This is a genomic window from Cupriavidus sp. GW823-FHT06D04 (assembly GCF_058795055.1).
This window is the reverse complement of the sequence record NZ_JBXAHL010000007.1, coordinates 196,579-213,283: the sequence shown is the minus strand read 5'-3', so window position 1 is coordinate 213,283 and position 16,705 is coordinate 196,579. Positions and strand designations below refer to the sequence as shown.

General features: G+C 60.9%; 17 protein-coding genes. 8 read left to right on the top strand and 9 right to left on the bottom strand.

Annotated elements, in window-relative coordinates; translation table 11 throughout:
• The first annotated feature begins 452 nt into the window (after nucleotides 1-452).
• Genes AC1Q7H_RS12830 through AC1Q7H_RS12820 form a run of 3 tightly spaced genes read left to right on the top strand, consistent with a single transcriptional unit; the run spans nucleotide 453 to nucleotide 2,777 of the window.
• Nucleotides 453-1,436 carry a Bug family tripartite tricarboxylate transporter substrate binding protein gene (locus tag AC1Q7H_RS12830; protein WP_153953554.1) on the top strand — a complete coding sequence of 328 codons (984 nt, stop codon included), beginning with the start codon at nucleotides 453-455 and terminating at the stop codon, nucleotides 1,434-1,436.
• Complete coding sequence (locus AC1Q7H_RS12825) at nucleotides 1,429-2,295, top strand: PhzF family phenazine biosynthesis protein (protein ID WP_492378076.1); 867 nt, start codon at nucleotides 1,429-1,431, stop codon at nucleotides 2,293-2,295. The genes AC1Q7H_RS12830 and AC1Q7H_RS12825 overlap by 8 nt, the downstream gene beginning before the upstream one ends.
• Nucleotides 2,280-2,777 carry a RidA family protein gene (locus AC1Q7H_RS12820; RefSeq protein WP_492378068.1) on the top strand — a complete coding sequence of 166 codons (498 nt, stop codon included), beginning with the start codon at nucleotides 2,280-2,282 and terminating at the stop codon, nucleotides 2,775-2,777. The genes AC1Q7H_RS12825 and AC1Q7H_RS12820 overlap by 16 nt, the downstream gene beginning before the upstream one ends.
• A gap of 17 nt (nucleotides 2,778-2,794) precedes the next feature.
• Here AC1Q7H_RS12820 and AC1Q7H_RS12815 read toward each other — a convergent pair whose 3' ends face one another.
• The gene (locus tag AC1Q7H_RS12815; RefSeq protein ID WP_013953082.1) at nucleotides 2,795-3,565 is read right to left on the bottom strand and encodes a helix-turn-helix transcriptional regulator; all 771 of its coding nucleotides are present in this window, start codon (nucleotides 3,563-3,565) and stop codon (nucleotides 2,795-2,797) included.
• A 174-nt stretch (nucleotides 3,566-3,739) separates the two neighbouring features.
• Entirely contained in the window at nucleotides 3,740-4,045 is a 306-nt protein-coding gene (locus tag AC1Q7H_RS12810; protein WP_018314678.1) for a YciI family protein, read from the bottom strand.
• Between the two features lie 382 nt (nucleotides 4,046-4,427).
• Here AC1Q7H_RS12810 and AC1Q7H_RS12805 point away from each other — a divergent pair, with 382 nt between their 5' ends.
• From AC1Q7H_RS12805 to AC1Q7H_RS12790, 4 genes are all read left to right on the top strand, one after another.
• On the top strand, nucleotides 4,428-5,627 hold the full coding sequence (locus AC1Q7H_RS12805; protein WP_492381372.1) for a hypothetical protein: 1,200 nt from the start codon (nucleotides 4,428-4,430) through the stop codon (nucleotides 5,625-5,627).
• 252 nt (nucleotides 5,628-5,879) lie between these two features.
• Nucleotides 5,880-6,134 (top strand): RNA-binding protein, encoded by a 255-nt coding sequence (locus AC1Q7H_RS12800; RefSeq protein WP_114130830.1) that lies wholly within the window; start codon nucleotides 5,880-5,882, stop codon nucleotides 6,132-6,134.
• Nucleotides 6,135-6,198: 64 nt separating this feature from the next.
• Nucleotides 6,199-6,786 carry a hypothetical protein gene (locus AC1Q7H_RS12795; protein ID WP_492378070.1) on the top strand — a complete coding sequence of 196 codons (588 nt, stop codon included), beginning with the start codon at nucleotides 6,199-6,201 and terminating at the stop codon, nucleotides 6,784-6,786.
• 247 nt (nucleotides 6,787-7,033) lie between these two features.
• Entirely contained in the window at nucleotides 7,034-7,255 is a 222-nt protein-coding gene (locus tag AC1Q7H_RS12790) for a hypothetical protein (protein ID WP_492378071.1), read from the top strand.
• Nucleotides 7,256-7,375: 120 nt separating this feature from the next.
• Here AC1Q7H_RS12790 and AC1Q7H_RS12785 read toward each other — a convergent pair whose 3' ends face one another.
• The 5 genes from AC1Q7H_RS12785 to AC1Q7H_RS12765 form a co-directional block, all read right to left on the bottom strand.
• On the bottom strand, nucleotides 7,376-7,549 hold the full coding sequence (locus AC1Q7H_RS12785; RefSeq protein ID WP_492378072.1) for a hypothetical protein: 174 nt from the start codon (nucleotides 7,547-7,549) through the stop codon (nucleotides 7,376-7,378).
• Between the two features lie 8 nt (nucleotides 7,550-7,557).
• On the bottom strand, nucleotides 7,558-7,827 hold the full coding sequence (locus AC1Q7H_RS12780; RefSeq protein WP_013953073.1) for a hypothetical protein: 270 nt from the start codon (nucleotides 7,825-7,827) through the stop codon (nucleotides 7,558-7,560).
• Nucleotides 7,828-7,860: 33 nt separating this feature from the next.
• Nucleotides 7,861-8,172, bottom strand: a complete 312-nt coding sequence (locus AC1Q7H_RS12775) for a hypothetical protein (RefSeq protein WP_148271662.1) — start codon at nucleotides 8,170-8,172, stop codon at nucleotides 7,861-7,863.
• A gap of 221 nt (nucleotides 8,173-8,393) precedes the next feature.
• The gene (locus AC1Q7H_RS12770) at nucleotides 8,394-9,338 is read right to left on the bottom strand and encodes a histone deacetylase family protein (RefSeq protein ID WP_013953070.1); all 945 of its coding nucleotides are present in this window, start codon (nucleotides 9,336-9,338) and stop codon (nucleotides 8,394-8,396) included.
• Nucleotides 9,339-9,769: 431 nt separating this feature from the next.
• Nucleotides 9,770-10,240: a cupin domain-containing protein gene (locus AC1Q7H_RS12765; protein ID WP_013953069.1), complete on the bottom strand. Its 471-nt coding sequence runs from the start codon at nucleotides 10,238-10,240 to the stop codon at nucleotides 9,770-9,772.
• 370 nt (nucleotides 10,241-10,610) lie between these two features.
• Here AC1Q7H_RS12765 and AC1Q7H_RS12760 point away from each other — a divergent pair, with 370 nt between their 5' ends.
• On the top strand, nucleotides 10,611-12,425 hold the full coding sequence (locus tag AC1Q7H_RS12760; RefSeq protein WP_153957052.1) for an L-lactate permease: 1,815 nt from the start codon (nucleotides 10,611-10,613) through the stop codon (nucleotides 12,423-12,425).
• A 415-nt stretch (nucleotides 12,426-12,840) separates the two neighbouring features.
• On the opposite strand, the gene AC1Q7H_RS12755 is transcribed toward AC1Q7H_RS12760, so the two are convergent.
• Together AC1Q7H_RS12755 and AC1Q7H_RS12750 are read right to left on the bottom strand one after the other, a co-directional pair.
• Entirely contained in the window at nucleotides 12,841-13,581 is a 741-nt protein-coding gene (locus AC1Q7H_RS12755) for a transcriptional regulator (RefSeq protein WP_249221288.1), read from the bottom strand.
• Between the two features lie 1,801 nt (nucleotides 13,582-15,382).
• Nucleotides 15,383-16,663 carry an MFS transporter gene (locus AC1Q7H_RS12750; RefSeq protein ID WP_492381376.1) on the bottom strand — a complete coding sequence of 427 codons (1,281 nt, stop codon included), beginning with the start codon at nucleotides 16,661-16,663 and terminating at the stop codon, nucleotides 15,383-15,385.
• Between the last annotated feature and the right edge of the window lie 42 nt (nucleotides 16,664-16,705).

Below are 16,705 nucleotides of genomic sequence, written 5' to 3'. Positions count from 1 at the left end.
TCATGCATGCGGCTAACTCTGCCTCATTCTGAGGGACGTAAGTTGAGGGGAGGGGGCGACCGGCGCTTTCCGACCCCGCGCCTTCCGTCGTAACCGAAGGGCGCCGGCAAACCGTCGTCGTCGCGGATAGACCAGACCACGCCCGAATTTGCGACTTCGCGATAGAAGGCGTGGGCTTGAGGTGCGGCAGTACTCATGGTGGACTCAAATCTGGTGATGGCACTCGTCCCCGATGCAATTACGCCAATGTAGCCGATCTCTCCGACGAGTCCTTCCTTGCCGGCCTCGATTTTCCCGATCGTGCGCCGATTGAACGCTACTGGCCGGCAACCGCCGGTCGTCATTCCAAGCCCCCGGCGCATGCGCATTTCGGATGGCTGAAAGTCGCATTCCGGTTCGTAGCCCGCCCGACACGTTCGTAGACTCCATGCATTCCAACAAGCGGAGTGCACATGTCCATCCTGTCCATTTCAACGCGCAAGGCCCGCTGCGCCGTGCTGGCGGCCGCGGCCGCAGCAAGTTGCGTCGCCGCGTATGCGGAAACCTGGCCATCAAAGCCGATCACCGTGGTCGTGCCATTTCCGGCTGGCGGCGGTACCGATCTGGTGGTTCGCTCCATCCAGCCGCTGTTGCAGCGTGAGCTCGGCCGCCCCGTCGTGATCGACAATCGCAGCGGCGCAGGCGGCACGCTTGGGTCTGCCTATGTCGCGCGGGCTGCGGCCGATGGCTATACGGCCGGGGTGGTCACGACGAGCACGCACGCGGTAAGCGTCGCCCTGTATCCAAAGCTGACGTACAACCCGGCAAAGGACTTCGCCTATGCCGGATTCATTGGCACGTCGCCTTATGTGCTGGCCGTCAACAACACCTTGCAGGTGGCGGATGCCAAGGCGCTTGTCAGCAGACTGAAGGCCGACAAGGCGCAGCACAGCTTCGGTTCGGTTGGTGTCGGCACCGTGTCGCACCTGATGGGCGAGCAGTTTCAGAAGCTCGTCGCCGTGCCGATGGTTCACGTCCCGTATCGCGGTGCGGCGCCGGCATACACTGATCTGATTGGTGGACAGGTGCAAATCATGTTCGACAATCCGGTGGGACTGGCGCCATACATCAAGGCACACAAGATTGCGGCCATTGCCGTGACCGCTCCGACACCGCTGCTGCCCGATGTACCGACGTTCGCCAGCCAAGGCGTGCCAGGCTTCCAGCAGCAACTGTGGTACGGCATCGCCTTTCCGAAGGGAACGCCCGCTGCGATTGTCGATCGCTTCAATGCAGCACTGAACAAGGTACTCTCTGACAATGCGGTCGTGGCCGATCTATCGAGCAAAGGTGTGGCGGCGCGCCTCGGTACACCCGCCGCACTGCAGGCCGCGGTTCAAGCAGACATCCCGTACTGGGGCAAGATTGCCAGTTCCGTGGGAGCTACAGGTGAGTAATGTCAGTCTGATCCGGGTCTTTGTACGCGATGGGCGAGGCGGCAATCCGGTGCCGCTGGTCTCCGATGCCCGTGGCATGAGCGCGGCGGAAATGCGAAGGGTTGCTTCCGCATATGGGCACGAGTCCGCCTTTGTATTGCCGAGTGATATCGGTTGCGACTGGCGTTTCCGATTCTTCGTTCCGCAGCACGAGATGGAGATGTGCGGCCACGCCACCGTGGGCACGCTGTGGGCGTTGCGCCAATGGGGCCGCTGGACGACCCCGGCGGTGCGCATCGAGACGCTGAGTGGCATCGTGCTGGCGTACTGGGACGATGCGCTGCAATCCGTTTGGATCTCGCAGCCGACGGTGCGTACCCAGGCGCTGGACGCCGGGGCATCGGGCCGAGTGGCGGCGCAACTTGGTCTTCCGGCCGGTACGTATGCGGCCACCAATGCCGCGACGAGTCGCGTCAAGACGCTCATCGCCTTGCCTTCCGTGGCGGTGCTCGACAGCTTGCAACCGGACTTCTCGACGATGGAGTCCCTCTGCGCATCGATCGGCTCGACCGGGCTCTATCCCTATGCATTTGGCGTATCGAAAGCGGACGGCCGACCCGTGATCCATGCGCGGCAATTTCCAAAGTCGTCCGGCTATCCCGAGGATGCCGCCACCGGCATAGCGGCGGCTGCCTTATGGGGCTTTCTGAACCAGGCGGGTGAACTGGCTGGCCCTGATGGAAAGGTGTCTTCCATCGCGGTCTGGCAAGGCGATGCTATGGGCAGCCCCTCGGAAATTCTCGTGGCGCCGCGCCATACGGATTCGGGCGAGCCTGACGGATGCTGGCTCAGCGGCAGCGTGACTTGGAGCAATGCGTGACGGACAGTTCCCCCGAGGCGCGGCTTGCCGCAGCCGGATTCACGTTGCCCGAAGTGTCAAGTCCACGTGGCAGCTATGCGCCGTATTGCGCGATCCAGGTCGGCACATCGCAATGGGTGTCGATTGCCGGTCAGGTATGCCGGCGGAATGGCGTGGCCATGGCCGGCCAATGCCGGAGCGACGATGATCTGGGACTCGCCCGCCATGCCGCCGAAGTATCGGTGCTGAATGCACTGGCCATACTGCGGCTGGCTTGCGATGGCGAGTTGGCGCGCGTGGTCCAGATCGTTCGCTTGCGTGGCTTCATCCGCGCGGCACCGGACTTTACACGACATGCGGCAGTGCTCGATGCGGCCTCGGCGGTTATGCGCGCAGCATTCCCCGGTCAGCCGCTGCCGGCACGCAGCGCGCTTGGCGTGGCGAGCTTACCGGACCGGGCTTGGACGGAGATTGAGGTCGACGCCATTGTGATGACGGCCTGAACGCGTCGGCCGCTAGGCTAGGACGGCGCCGGCACCTCGCGCAGCAGCCGGTGCAGATGCCCGCTGGAGGCAAAGCCGAGGTCCATGCTGACGCAGGCGGCGGACCGGCCTCCTGCAATCAGCTTGCGTGCGTGCTCGGCCAGAATACGACGCCGTACCGTCACGGGCGTCGCGCCGAACTCGATCTGACAGGCGCGCTGCAAATGTCGGATCGAGATGCCCAGTTCGCCGGCCACGGTATCGATCGATGGCAAGGGCATGTCGCGTTCGAGCGCCGCATGGAAGCGCTGGACCATGCGCAGTGCGACGGACGCCGGCTCTTCGGGCATCGCCAGCGGCCGGCTCGTCATGATCTGCGCCACGATGGCGCGCACGAGCCAGGACGCGCTGTTGTATGAGATCGTAGGCGCGAGCAGCGCCTCAAGCATCGCGATCGTCGCGGCGTCCAGGTGCATGGCGCCGAACCGTAGGCACACGGGCAGGCGATCGGGCGGCAGATAGAGTTCCCCGTGCTGCTGAAGGCCGTGCTCGGATGCCGTCAGGTGCGACGTCGACGCATGCAGCAATACAGCGGTACCGCGCACCAGCGAAGCGGCATGCAGTGCGTCTGGCTCGCCGGACGAATCGTTCCAAACCGTCCTGAGCCTGCCCATGCGCGGCCACAACAGCATGCCGCAGTCGTGGACGTGCCATGCTCGGCGAAAAGCAGGCTGTCGGCTGTCATGCAGGGCGAATCCATGCTCGGCGGTCAGGTGAAGCTTGGGCGACAGGTGAGGATCGTTGGTCATCGCAGGCGTTCCGGCGGTCACAGGCGGAATGCCACCGATAATACGCCGTTCCGTGGACTGGGGGCAGCGGAGTGGGGGCAGCGGAGCGCCAAATCGGCGGAGCCGCGCACGCGGCGATAAAGAAAGTAGATGCGGGAGAGTGTCTTCGATCGTAGTGGGTACGGGCCCTGCCCGTCAGCTCTCGGGGTCATACCCAAACTCGCGGAGTTCCTGCGAGCAGCGGCAAGCTTTGGCGATCTTCGCAGCCCACAGGATGGCGGCTTCGCGCGACGGGAGCTGCAGGACACAGAAGCCACCGTCGAACTCCTTCGTCTGGGGATAGGTTTCGTTTGTGACCGTGCCGTCTGAGGCGACCATGAGTGGTGCGACATCCTCATTGATACCACCACCGAACACGTACACGCCTGCAGCCTTCGCCTCGCGTATGACCTCGTGCGCAGCTTCGCCCACGGCGGCAAAGTCCTCGGCGGGGACTTCCATCGCTTTTCCAGGAAAGGAGATAAGGTATTTCGTCATTTCGGTCCTTCGGTTGAGGTCGGTGCTGTTTGTGAGGCCTAGCCTGTTATGAGGCGATGTGTAACGCGCCCTAATACGGATGATGCGCTCTAACACGTGCAGATTCCGAGCATGTAGCCGTTGATCCTGCATAGTCTTGCTCTCATTGGCTGTACTTTCATCCAGCATTAAGTTTGCCGTGTTTTAGCGCTGCCGTTACAACTGGCTAGCCATGCCGACGGCCTCACGGATCAAAGTGCAATGAGACTAACACGGGACGCGTTGTTCCCGGCGAAGCACAAGTCTTTGCGGCCATCATGCACACAAATGCCCCTAACACCGGTAATAATTACCAAGGAGCCACTGTATGGGTAACGTGATAGCCGATGGCGTAGGAGGTACGATGAGGATGCGGCTGGCAATCTGGCTTGTAGTCTTGGCCGTTTTGTGGTCCGGGGCGGCAGTCGCCGCCAGCTTCGGCAGCAAGGGCGGGCCCGATCCCGCGAACATCGACCATATTGCCGACCTTCTTCGCGAGGATCCCTACGATCTGGAGTTGCTGATCAGTTTCGGCACTTCCAAGGGCGGATCGGCCGGCCATATCGCCCTTGCGATTCGAGACGAAGTACCTGGTGACGATCTGGTCTACTCAGCCAATTTCTATGCCGACCGCGCACGCAGGCACGCAACAGGTTTCTACACGAATGATCTGATGGTGGCCATTCCGAAGAAGGAGTACCTGTACAAGACGGTCTCCTCTATCGCGCAGACTGCTTCGTTTGGCCTCGACTTTGGCGAGATCTACAAGCGCTCGATCATCGGCGTGCGCGTCTATGGCGTACCGGCGAGCGACAAGGCGGCCCTTGCGGCGTACTTCAAACGCATCAATTACGACTATCACCGACGGGCCAGGAACACCGAGTATCACAGGGGCGAGATCAAGTACGATTACTTGCGCCTCAACTGCGCCAAGACCATCGGGGCCGCATTCAAGTTTGGTGCCAACTACAGGGACCTCGATGTCACCAGTGCCAGGGTTCTCTCCGGGCGGCGCGTGGTGGCGGCCGCCACGGCCAACGTTCCCACCGAAATGGCGATGAAGCTCATCGAGGAGTGGGGCAAGAGCGGGTATGGCATGGATGTGGTGCTGTACAAGAAATATGGTGGCTCGTCCTATGTCGATCCTCACGAGGACGAAAAGGTGGCGTTCAAGGACTTGCCCAATCGTTTCCCATCGGTCTTGTCCCTGGACTTCCGCAGGGAAGAGGGGACGTATCAGGACTTCGACAACCTGTTCGCGATGTACCTCCTCTATAACCTGGGCAAGTACAGCGTGCGTGTTAACGAACGTACGTTGCTGCTGGAGATCGAGAAGGAAAAGGAACCGATGACCTACCAGGAGGCGGCCAGACTTGCTAACCGGAGCGCCAGGTCAGACAGCGAGAATTTCCGCCGCCACCTTGAGTTTCGCCCGCGCGGTACACGGATCGGGGAAACGCCGGACAACACGCACCTCTACAATTTCACTGACGACAGCGCCATGAAGATTCAGCCCAACAAGGATTGAGGAACTGAAGCCGCATGTGGATCTGCTGATGACCAGGTACTTTCCCGATGCGCATTTCTCGGATGCGCACCGCGCGCTTCCAGCCATACGTAGAAGAAGCTTTTCTTATCTCATCGTCCGAAAAGATTCAGTTCTGTTGCGACCATGGCTGACGCTACAGTTCGGAACAAGACGCAAATCGGGGGCCTGGCTGCCGCGCTCAGTCCCCATGCGCAGAATGCGACTGCCGGCACCGTTTTGCGGAGGTGAGTCATGTCTATTCTCTTGCTTGGAAACCTCGACGCCAAAACCACCGATGAGGAAATCGGCGCCTTCCTGGTGAAGTACGGATTCCCGGAATACACCAGCATCGAATACATGGAAGGCGACGGTACCAGGCCTGCCGTGCGGCTGACCTTCGATACGCTCGACGATGACACGCTGGACAAGCTGCGGGGGCGTATCCACGACATGTTCTGGAAAGGTCACAAGATCTCCGCCCTCGTGATGAGAGAGCGCTTCAACTAAAGCGAGGGGCGGCATAGGACATCGCGAATGGGCGCAATGCAAGTCTGATCAGAAGGGATACAGCTTGAAACGAACGACACTTCTGGCTGCGGCGGTGATGGTAGCGGCTACCGCTTCTGCGTGGGCGCAACCCGGAACCCGCGTGGATGTCACGCAGTCAGCTGGACAGGCGACCGCGACCGGCACGGCGAAACTCACCGCCAAGATCGTCAAGATCGATGTGCCGACGCGAACAGTCTCGCTGAAATCCGCCGACGGCAGGACCACGGATCTCGTCGTGGGACCGGAGGCGAGGAACTTCGAGCAACTTAAGGTCGGAGATACCGTCACGATCGAGTACAAAGAAGCTCTGACCATGAGCCTCAAGAAAGGTAGCGGGCCGCTTGCAATGCGTGAGCGCGAAATCTCGGATCGTGCAGCGCCGGGAGCGAAGCCGGGCGGCACAATTGGCCGGGAAGTGACCGTCACGGCGGACGTCGTCGCGGTCAACACCAGCACCAAGACCGTCACCCTGAAGGGGCCGAAAGGACGCACCGTGGACCTCCTGGTCGAGGATCCGGAACGTATCAAGAGCATCAAGAAGGGCGGCCGGGTCGAAGCAGTCTATACCGAGGCCGTTGCTGTATCCGTGCAGCCGGGCGCAGGCAAGTAGCAGCACAGGATCATCACAGGACAGGCCAAGCCCGCCGACCATGCGGGCCCCTTTCCTAGTGTCCGCGGTCGGCGCGCGGACAATGCCGTGTCGCCATGGTGAACCGCCCCTCGCGTCCTTGACTCGCCGTGTCCCGTCAGCGTGTCTCGTTGACTTTTAACCGTCAGCAGTGTCGGCTTGCGCACAGACCGCGTGCCGCACGCGCCGCAAACTACTTCGAATCTGTCCAACCCGCCAGGAGGCACAGATGAAACAGGTATCACTGACCATTCCAGAAATTGGATTGATTGCCGGAACACGGGCGGCAGGCGCTGCGGGCCTCGCACTGTTGCTCAGCGACCGAATGAATCCGGAACAACGCCGCGCCGTCGGCTGGACGCTGCTCGCTGTAGGGGTCATCACCACAGTGCCGTTGGTTGCGCAAGTGCTTGGGAAACTTCAGCCATACAAGGGCCCCGACGAGAAGTGAAATAATGGTGCGAGGTCCAGAGCCCAAAATTGACGGGCTCGACGACCGACCGGTCCTGGCCGGTCGTCCCGTCGGATGCACGCTGGGAACCTGCGATCGTCCCTGACCCACTGCTGCCGTTCAGACCGGGGCAGTCGCAATGGCGTCTTCAAGCAGCACTTTCAGAAAGAAGCCGACATTCGAATGTCGGCCTGAGAGCGCAGTCGAGTGGCCGTAGTTGGCCGGTTGCGCGTGAACAGGGCCGCGCCAGAAAGCGGCCGCACGAATACGTAGCATCGTTTCGTCGGCCAGCATCGGCCGCGCTAGTACTTGATGTCCCGTTTTTCCTGGCGGCCCTCCTGCTTCGTGTCGCGCTTGTCTTGCCGGCACTGGGAGTTGCTTTTCTGGTTTGCAGCCCGGCAGTCGACCTTGCCCGCGCGCGCTTCCTGTTTGGCAGCCTGGTTTGCGTCCCTGCCTTGTTGGCGCTGTTGCGACTGGTTGGTGGCCAGGGCAGCCCCCGATAGCGCCAGGAGTCCGGCTGCGGCCAGCATTGCGCCCGTCCGCCTCCAAAGTCCATTTCTTGATTCGACCATTTTCACCTCCTCCGTGCTGGGTAGAAACGGCGGTCAGTTGTCGCACAACGCCGCCTTCGCATGCTCGTAGAGAGCCAGGCTGAAGAAGCCTCCTCCGACAAAAGAAAGCATCCCTTGCCCGCAGCCGATGATGGCACGAATGAGTGTCGCCGAGAACAAATTCCCATGCGCAAGCCGTTCCTCAAAGGGTGGCAATGGTTCGTGAGTGGCCGACGATCCCACGTCAGTTGCGGCGCGCGTCAAGCGTCCGCTGTTTGGCCATACCTGACGTTTGAGCGTCCGCGCGGTCTTCTGCGGGGATGTCGCTTGATGGCCGGCAAGAAACGGCCGATGGGAGAAGGGCACCTGGAAATCTTCAGTTCCTGATGCAGCGCTGGAGGTACCCCAAAGGTCTCCTAGGATGGATTCTTGTTGAGTTCACGTAGCGCGACCGCCTGGATCGTCGGAGCCGCGAGGGCGCCTGCGAGCGTGCGTGCAACGCTGGACAGTGTCATGAAGAGTTCCGGGGCAACCATCATGCGCGACGACGTATTATCGGCGCTGAACGCGGTCGCACCGCTGTCTCTTCACCCGGCATCGAGCTGCATCAGAGCGCTGACATGAGCCATTGCACTCGTAGCCAATGCGTCAAGACTATAGCCTCCTTCCAGGATCGATACGATGCGGCCGTCGCACGTCTCGTCGGCAATCTGCATCAGTTCCTTGGTGATCCAATGGAAGTCGCTGTCTTCCAGGTTCATGCCAGCGAGGGGATCCAGGCGGTGCGCGTCGAATCCCGCGGAGACAATGAGGATCTCGGGGGCGAATGCCCTTAGCGAGGGAAGCACAAGGGCGGAAATCGCGGCACGGAACTGCGCCGGCTCACAGCCGCGAGGCAACGGAACGTTGACAATATTGTGGTTCACCCCTGTCTCGGACCGGGCTCCAGTACCGGGATAGAAAGGCGACTGGTGGCTGGATGCATAGAACAGCTCCGGGCGGTCGAAGAATGCTGCCTGCGTTCCATTGCCGTGATGCACATCGAAATCGACCACAGCGACGCGCTCGAGTTTGTGGACCTCATAGGCGTAGGCTGCCGCGATCGCCGCCTGGTTGAAAATGCAAAAGCCCATCGCCTTCGCCGGTTCAGCGTGATGGCCGCACGGCCGCGTCGCACAGAACACGTTACGCGCCTGGCCGTCCATCACCGCATCGACACCCGCGCAAGCAGCGCCGACGCAGCGCATGACGGCTTCCCACGAGCCCGGAGACATGATCGTATCGCCCGCGTCCAGCGGCACGTATCCCTGGGTGGGGGCGCTTTGCGCGATCTCGTCGATGTAGTGCAAATCGTGGATCAATTGCAACTGCTCGACGGTGCCCATTGGCGCATCGCGCCATTCCAGCGAAGCGAACTCCGGCGTTCGCAACGCCTGCACGACGGCTCTAAGGCGTTCAGGCGACTCCGGATGGTGCGGCCCGGGGCGGTGTTCGAGACACGCGGTATGGGTATAAATAATCGTAGTTGTCATGTTCGGCTGTACTCGGTTTCAACCGGCGACGATTCCCTGAATCGCACACCGGTGGCCTACGTCGATCGTCACGGCAATCCCACCAGATATGTAATATATCAGGAGTGCGCAAACACCAACTGTCCAGCCTTTTTGAAGAGTCGCAGCGCCAGCCCGGCACGGCCGGGCGTTTTGTGCGTGGTAGTTAACTTCTTGATGGGTGGCCCCATCGGGCGGTGGCGCTGGCCGGAAGCGGCAGAGTCCTGCTCAGGGGGCGGTTGAAGCCGCGATGGCCCGCTCCAGGTCCAGCCGGTTAAGGGCCGCCGCCGTTTGTGCCCGGCGCCTTGGCCGGGGCTTGATCTTGTCGCATTCGGTCTTCGGCGGGCTCTTTCCGCCGAACGTTCCTGAACCGCCGTTCATCCGCCCCCCAACCGCTCATACCCATGTCGGACTCACGGATGCGGATGAATGGGATCGACCCAATAGACTTCTTCCGGTGGCTCGGCGGGTTTGATATCCAGGTTAATGACAATTGGATCTTGACCGCTGCGGACCACCACACAACTGAGAACCTCAGTTTTGCTTGCATTGATCTCTTGATGAGGTACGAATGGCGGCACGTAGATGAAATCGCCAGGCCCTGCCTCTGCGACAAACTCCAGATTTACACCCCATCGCATACGTGCCCGGCCGCTCACAACGTATATGACGCTTTCCAATTCGCCATGATGGTGAGCTCCCGTTTTGGCATTGGCATCAATGGTGACCGTGCCTGCCCAAAGTTTGCTAGCCCCCGCCCGCGCATGTGTGATTGCGGCCGCTCTCGTCATGCCAGGCGTTTGAGGTGTATTGAGATCGAGTTGGGAGCCAGGAATGATCTTGACTCCGTGATCGCGCCAATTTGGCTTTGACTCAGAACCCATTTCATCGCTCCAGCCACAATTGAAGTGGGGTTGGCATGGAAGCTGCCAGTTCTACAGACTCCGGCCAGCCACCGATTACTGGGAAATGCTCCTGATCAATTCAAGTTTAGGTGGCTAGCCCAGCACGTCAACTGACAGCGCCGGTCGCTGCATGACTCACAGTCCATTACGCTATTGCCGCGCGGTCGTGACATCGGGCCACGATCCAGGAACACCTTCAGGTTTGCTGGCTGGTGCACGCGGCGGTAGAATTTTTGCGGACCCCGCTGCTCTTCGCCGGCCTAAGAACAACTCGCGTGCCGGATACTAATCCGCCCACTGAATGTGCAGCATCCGATTCGTTTGAACGGGGTAACCGATGAGGGAAACCATGTACCAGCAGACATACAATCCGCTCGGGAACGTGTTTCTTTCCACAGTGGTGGCAGCGATCCCGATCCTTGTGCTCTTGTACTTCATTGCCCTGCATCGGCACCGCGATTCGCAAGGCAACGTACACCTCGGCATTTCTGCACCCTATGCGGCGCTCTATGGCGTCATCGCGGCTTTCCTGGTCTCCTGCATCGTCTTCAGGATGCCGCTTGCCTCGGCGGCGTCAGCCTTTGCGCTCGGGTCGCTGTCCGGCTTCCTGGGCATCATCTGGATCGTCCTGGCTGCGATGTTCCTGTACACGATGACCGTAGTGACGGGCAAGTTCGAGATTGTGAAGGAGTCCATCATCCATATCTCGTTCGATCGGCGGCTGCAGTGCGTGCTGATCGCGTTTTCATTCGGGGCGATCATCGAGGGAACTTCGGGCTTCGGGACGCCGGTGGCGATCGCGGGTGCGGTGATGGTGGGCCTGGGATTCAAGCCCTTCCAGTCCGCTGTCCTGAATCTTCTGGCCAATACCGCGCCGGTCGCGTGGGGAGCGATTGGCACGCCGATCGTCACGCTGGCAGCGGTGAGCGGCCTGGACCAAGTCACGCTGTCCGCAATGGCCGGCCGCCAACTGCCCTTTGTCTCGGTCCTGGTCCCGTTCTGGCTTGTTGCCACGTTCGTGAAGATGGAAGGCGGCACCTGGAAGGAAGCATTCGAGGTGTGGCCAGCGGCGCTGTGCGCGGGGGCATCGTTCGCCGTCATGCAGTGGTTCGCGTCAGGAACCAACGAGTTCCACCTGATGACGGATGTGGTCTCCGGCGTGTTCTCGGTCATCTGCACCGCACTGTTCCTGCGCTTTGCATGGCATCCGAAGACACGCTTCCTGCTCAGGGCCGAGCGCGAGGCGCTGGCTGCGGCCGGCAAGGCCAGCGCGACAGCCACGGTCGACAGTACCGAGTGGAAGTACTCGTACACGACCCGGGAGACAGTCTACGCATGGCTGCCCTGGGTGATCCTGATCCTTTGCTGCGCCATCTGGGGCATACCGGAGTTTAAGAAGTATTTGAACAACCTGTTCTCCTCGATCACGTTTTCCACGACCTTGCTTGGCTCACCATTCTCAGGGACGCTCTCGCTGCCGGTCTGGGACATGCCCGCCCTGCACAACCTGGTGCAACGGATGCCCCCGGTGGCGCCAGCCAATGCCAAGCCGGAGGTGGCAAGGTTCACCATCAACTGGCTCTCGGCCGCTGGGACCGGCGTATTCGTGGCCGCGATCCTGTCCGGCCTGGTTCTCAGGCTGAGCGCGGCGCAATGGAAGGCGGCTTTCGCCCAGACCCTCCAGCGCATGAAGATTCCAGTCCTGGTGATTGCGCAAGTCCTTGGACTCGGCTTCCTGACGCGGTACGCCGGTACTGACGCGGTGCTCGGCCTCGCGTTCACTGGGGCCGGCTTCCTGTATCCCTTCTTTGCCGCCTACCTGGGCTGGCTCGGCGTCTTCCTGACGGGCTCCGACACTGCCTCCAATGCCCTGTTCGGTAGCCTACAGCGAATCACTGCCGAACAACTCAATTTGAATCCGATCCTGATCGTCGCCACGAACTCGACCGGTGGCGTGATGGGAAAAATGATCGACGCGCAGTCCATCATGGTGGCCTGCGCAGCATGCTATGACGAGCCAGAGGAGAGATCGCATGCGCTGGGACCGATCTTCCGCACGATTTTCTGGCACTCAATCGCCGGAGCCGCGGTTATCGGCCTGATAGCGCTTCTGCAAGCTTACGTCTTCCCGGGGATCATTCCGATACCACCGGTCGGAAAATGAAGCATGAAGAGGAGATTTGACACAGACCAGACGGCGTCCGTTGATCGTGCCACTCATTGTGGGAGAACAGCACTTCGTATATGTTGGCTGGCAGCTTCACCCATCGAAGCGGCCAGCCAACTACCAACCGGCGAACGTCTTGGAAGGCCGATGAAGCGACTTGCATCGCTGGCCAAAAGTCCGTTAGCTTGCCTGGAGCCGACGTTTCAACTACCGAGTGATCGCGCGGATCTACGACGCTTGATGGCCGGCAACCGCCGTTGCCCTTCGGCCAGGCTTGGCTAGCAACGGATGCCGGCAGCACGTCAGACCAGGACGAGCGTGAGGCCAGCGTTGCCGGGGCCCAAGACAGGGCACGATAACGGGCTCTTTTATCGCGACTCGTGATGGCGGATTCCCTTGGCATACACCCATACTAGGCGAAGGATTCACGAATCCCCGCCTGAGCGTGTTCGCTGCTGGGAAACACTGGCCGAGCACCTTCCTCCGTATGGCGACCAGCCGCGTCGGCAGGCAGCTGGCTCCTCCAGTACGGATCGGGCAAGACCTCCAACTGCGCCCACGGGGCGTTGTCGACGGGATCGAGATCGAGGCAGTGTTTGAAGTCGCTCGCTGCCAGGCGCGTGCCTAGAAGCTTGCCAAACGCATCGAGCTGGACCTGCGAGATCAGTCCTGCGCTGCCGCCGAGCGCTGGGCAGATGATCCACGTCGTGCCGTCCCTGGCGAAGATGCGCAAGCGCCTGACTTGGTCGGCCGGCTGGATTGCGTGCTCTTCGCTGGCGAGCCCGCGTAGCGAGAAGGCTTCGAGGTATTCGTCGGTATGGCGATGGCCCAGACAAACGACCACCTTCGGGCGCCAGCGGGCGCAGGTCTTCGCGAGAAACCGGAAGCGTTCGCCATGCCGGCACAGATCCTCGTAGCGCGTCTGTGGGACGAGTTCGGGCTGGCCTCGGAACGCTTTGGACCAAGGCGTTCGTCCATCGAGTTGGGCAGGCAGGGGAAACAGGCTGAGCCTGAACTCGGCGCCCCCAGGCGCGTAGAGATGGCGCCAGTAGTATTGTTCCCAGTCGTTGTCCGCGAGCCGAACGCGCAGTGCTTCAGCCCGCGCGGCGGCCATGATGCGGGCAATGTACTGATGGCCGAGCCACTTGCCCATGTTTTCCCGCTGCTGGTGGCGGAACTCGGCGTCCCAAGCGGGCGGCGCCACACGCGGCTGCAGCGGCGCGACAAGGGGCTCCAACCAGGCGCGCGGGCTTCTGTCGCATATCCAGACGGGAGCTCTTGGGTTGCCTCCTTCCATCCCCACGTACGATGCAAAATAACGATCCAGTTCCTGACGCGTGAATACCCCTGAATGCTGCATATTATCCCTTGCTGCTTGGTGGGACCCCCATACATCCAATGCCGCAGCATGCCGCCGCCTCTGGGGCGTGCGTGCCACTGTGGTCGTTTAAAAACTCTTTCTGCAGGCGGAGTACGAACGCGATCAGTGCGCCCTCGCGGGCGGCATCCTTGTGCCGATGGGATCTCGGTATAATGGCCCGCCCGCTGCCATGTCACCGGTAATTGCTAGTCGTTCCTTAATGCCGGCGATATCTTGGCGCCTGCGTAACCGCAGGGCCAGGCCAGTACCCGCATGCCGCGCTGCCAGAAAATGCAGCCACGTCGCTTTCGATGACGAAAAGCAATGTCGACTGAATAAGAAAATGCCAGCCGGCCCTTTCGTGGGTCCAGGCTATGTCCGTTCTTATGTGATTGTTGTCACTGACGCAAACCGATACTACTTTTGTATCGCCTGAGCATTACCCGCATATCGATAGCACGCGCCAAGGAGGAAAAATCAAGATCTCTCGAAACGCGCAGCCATGCGGTATTCCAGCCCGGCAGCATTCTTATCCCCGATTCCTGCAATTGAGGTCAATTTAACCAAACCTGCCGGAAATAGGAATTCCAATCTTTTAAGGTCTGACATAAGTGGCTTTGCTGCGCTGCGATATTTCTGGGCTTATCCCCTTTCAATCCCCTCTATGGAGGGGATTGAAAGGGGGGCGCCTGATGTTCGTGCGCTCCGCGTTCAGTGCAAGCGTGGCACATTCGCGGTGAGTCGGCGTACTCGACGACGTTCCATTTGCTATGAAAATTCTTCCGGTCATTTGACCTAATACTTTTTCATTAACTGTTTAGCGCGCCGTACCCCGCTCCAGTAGGGATTGATAGCATTTTTAGGCCACTGGATACCGCTGCCCGCAGTGTCTGTAGGAGCCTCCGAAAAACTACTCTCCATAGTCGGCAATCCCTTGTCCATCAAGGCTTTGCGAGAGTCCAGAAGTCCCGAGGAGAGAGCGCAACGCGATTAATGCCGTGCGCTCCGACATTATCCTGAGCGCCAGCGGTGGGACGTGCGCCCCTCGTCCATAGAGCTGATTTGCCATTCCAATTCCGCCAGCTAGATTGACCTCATCGTTGGCGCTCGCCAAAGCCATCGAATTTACGTGCCTAAGAGCCGGGGAAAGGGGGGCATCCCATGAAACGCATCCATATGAGCTGTTCGGGCCCAAGGCACGTCAACAACAACCAGGCCACCGATTGGGGAGGCCTCGCCATCAACCTCGCCTGCATCAAGTAGGCACGTTGGATGGCGGCGCGCGTCTGGGCCGGGGGGGAGGCGCGCGCTTGAGCGGCGGCAGGACACATTGTCCTGCCGCCTTTCTGTTCCGCCATGGAACCTGCCGTGGCGAACGACTACGCACAGCTCGTTTGGGCTGATGGCAAAGAAAGAGGGTGTAGGCGCCACAGGGATGCGCCTACACCCTTAAGTTGGCAACGGGGTCGCCGCTTGGCATTGTGCTGCATCGCAGCATCGGCGGTACCCCTCAAGCGATGGGAAGCACGAGTGCAGCGTAAGGAAGTGCTCGGCCTGCCTGAAGCGTCGGGGAATTCTGACTTGATAGGGCGGTTCAGGCTTGTGGGCGCTGCTCCTTGATCAGCACGACCGCACCGAAACTCAGCAGGCATGTCGCTGCCATATACCAGGCCGCCGACATGGGATTGCCACTCAACTTAATCATTCCCGTCACGATGAACTGCGCGGTGCCGCCAAACACCGCAACGTTCAGCGCATGCGAAATCGCGGCGCCGCTGGCGCGAACCCGTGCAGGAAATGCCTCGAGCACAAGCAGGGTGCCAACGGCAGCGCCAAGTGCCACCATTGCGCTGATCAGCCCGACGCCAACCAGGACTGTCAGCGTGCCGTCTGCACGCACAATCGTCAGGAAGACCGGGAAGACCAGAAGCACTTTGCATCCCGCCGTGAAGAGGGCTAGCGGCTTGCGGCGGGGCAGGCGGTCGATGAGCAGGCCGGACAGCGGCGGGATGACAGTCAGCAGCAGCGCGGACAATGTTGCAGCCAAAAATCCTGTGCTGGCAGGTACGTGCATCACGCGATGCAGGTAGCTTGGCATGTAGTAGACGATGACGTAGACCGGGATCGTTGACCCCATCCTGATCAGGATCGCCAGGAGCATGGTGCTGCGATGCTCGCGCCACAGCTCGACGAGCGGCGCGGCGGCAGCTCTTCCCCTTGTGTCGGCGACCGGCGCCTCGCGAAGCTGGCGGCGAACGTAGATGCCGACTGGCGCGATCAGAAGTCCGATCAGGAACGGGAGACGCCAGCCCCAGGAAGCCAGATCCTCCGGCGACATTACCTTCGTGAGAAGGGCGCCCAGGGATGCTCCCAGCAACGCAGCCGCGCCCTGGCTCACGGACTGCCAGCTGACCACGCGGCCACGACTCGACACCGGTACGGTTTCCATCACGTATGTTGAGGCAACGCCAATTTCACCGCCGACGGCAAAACCTTGCAGCGCCCGACCGATGATGATGATGACCGGCGCAGCCGCACCGATCATTGCAAACGGCGGGCAGAGGGCGATGGCCGCCGTTCCGACGGTCATCAGGCCGATGGTTCTCGTCATCGCCGCGCGGCGCCCGACACGGTCGGCGTAGGCACCGATCATCATCGCGCCAAGCGGCCGGATGAGAAAGCCAACGCCAAAGGTGCCCACTGCCAACAGCAACGAAGTCAGAGGATCTTCCGCCGGGAAGAACTGGTCTCCGATCATCGCCGCGAAGAATCCGAACACGGTGAAGTCAAACGTTTCCAGTCCACTGACGAGAGACGTTGCGACGACAGTCTTTCGGAGGTCGCTTTCGCTTTTCTGAGTGTCTCCTTCCCCCATCTTCAACCGTCAATGCTCCAATTCATGACTTTCCCCACCTAA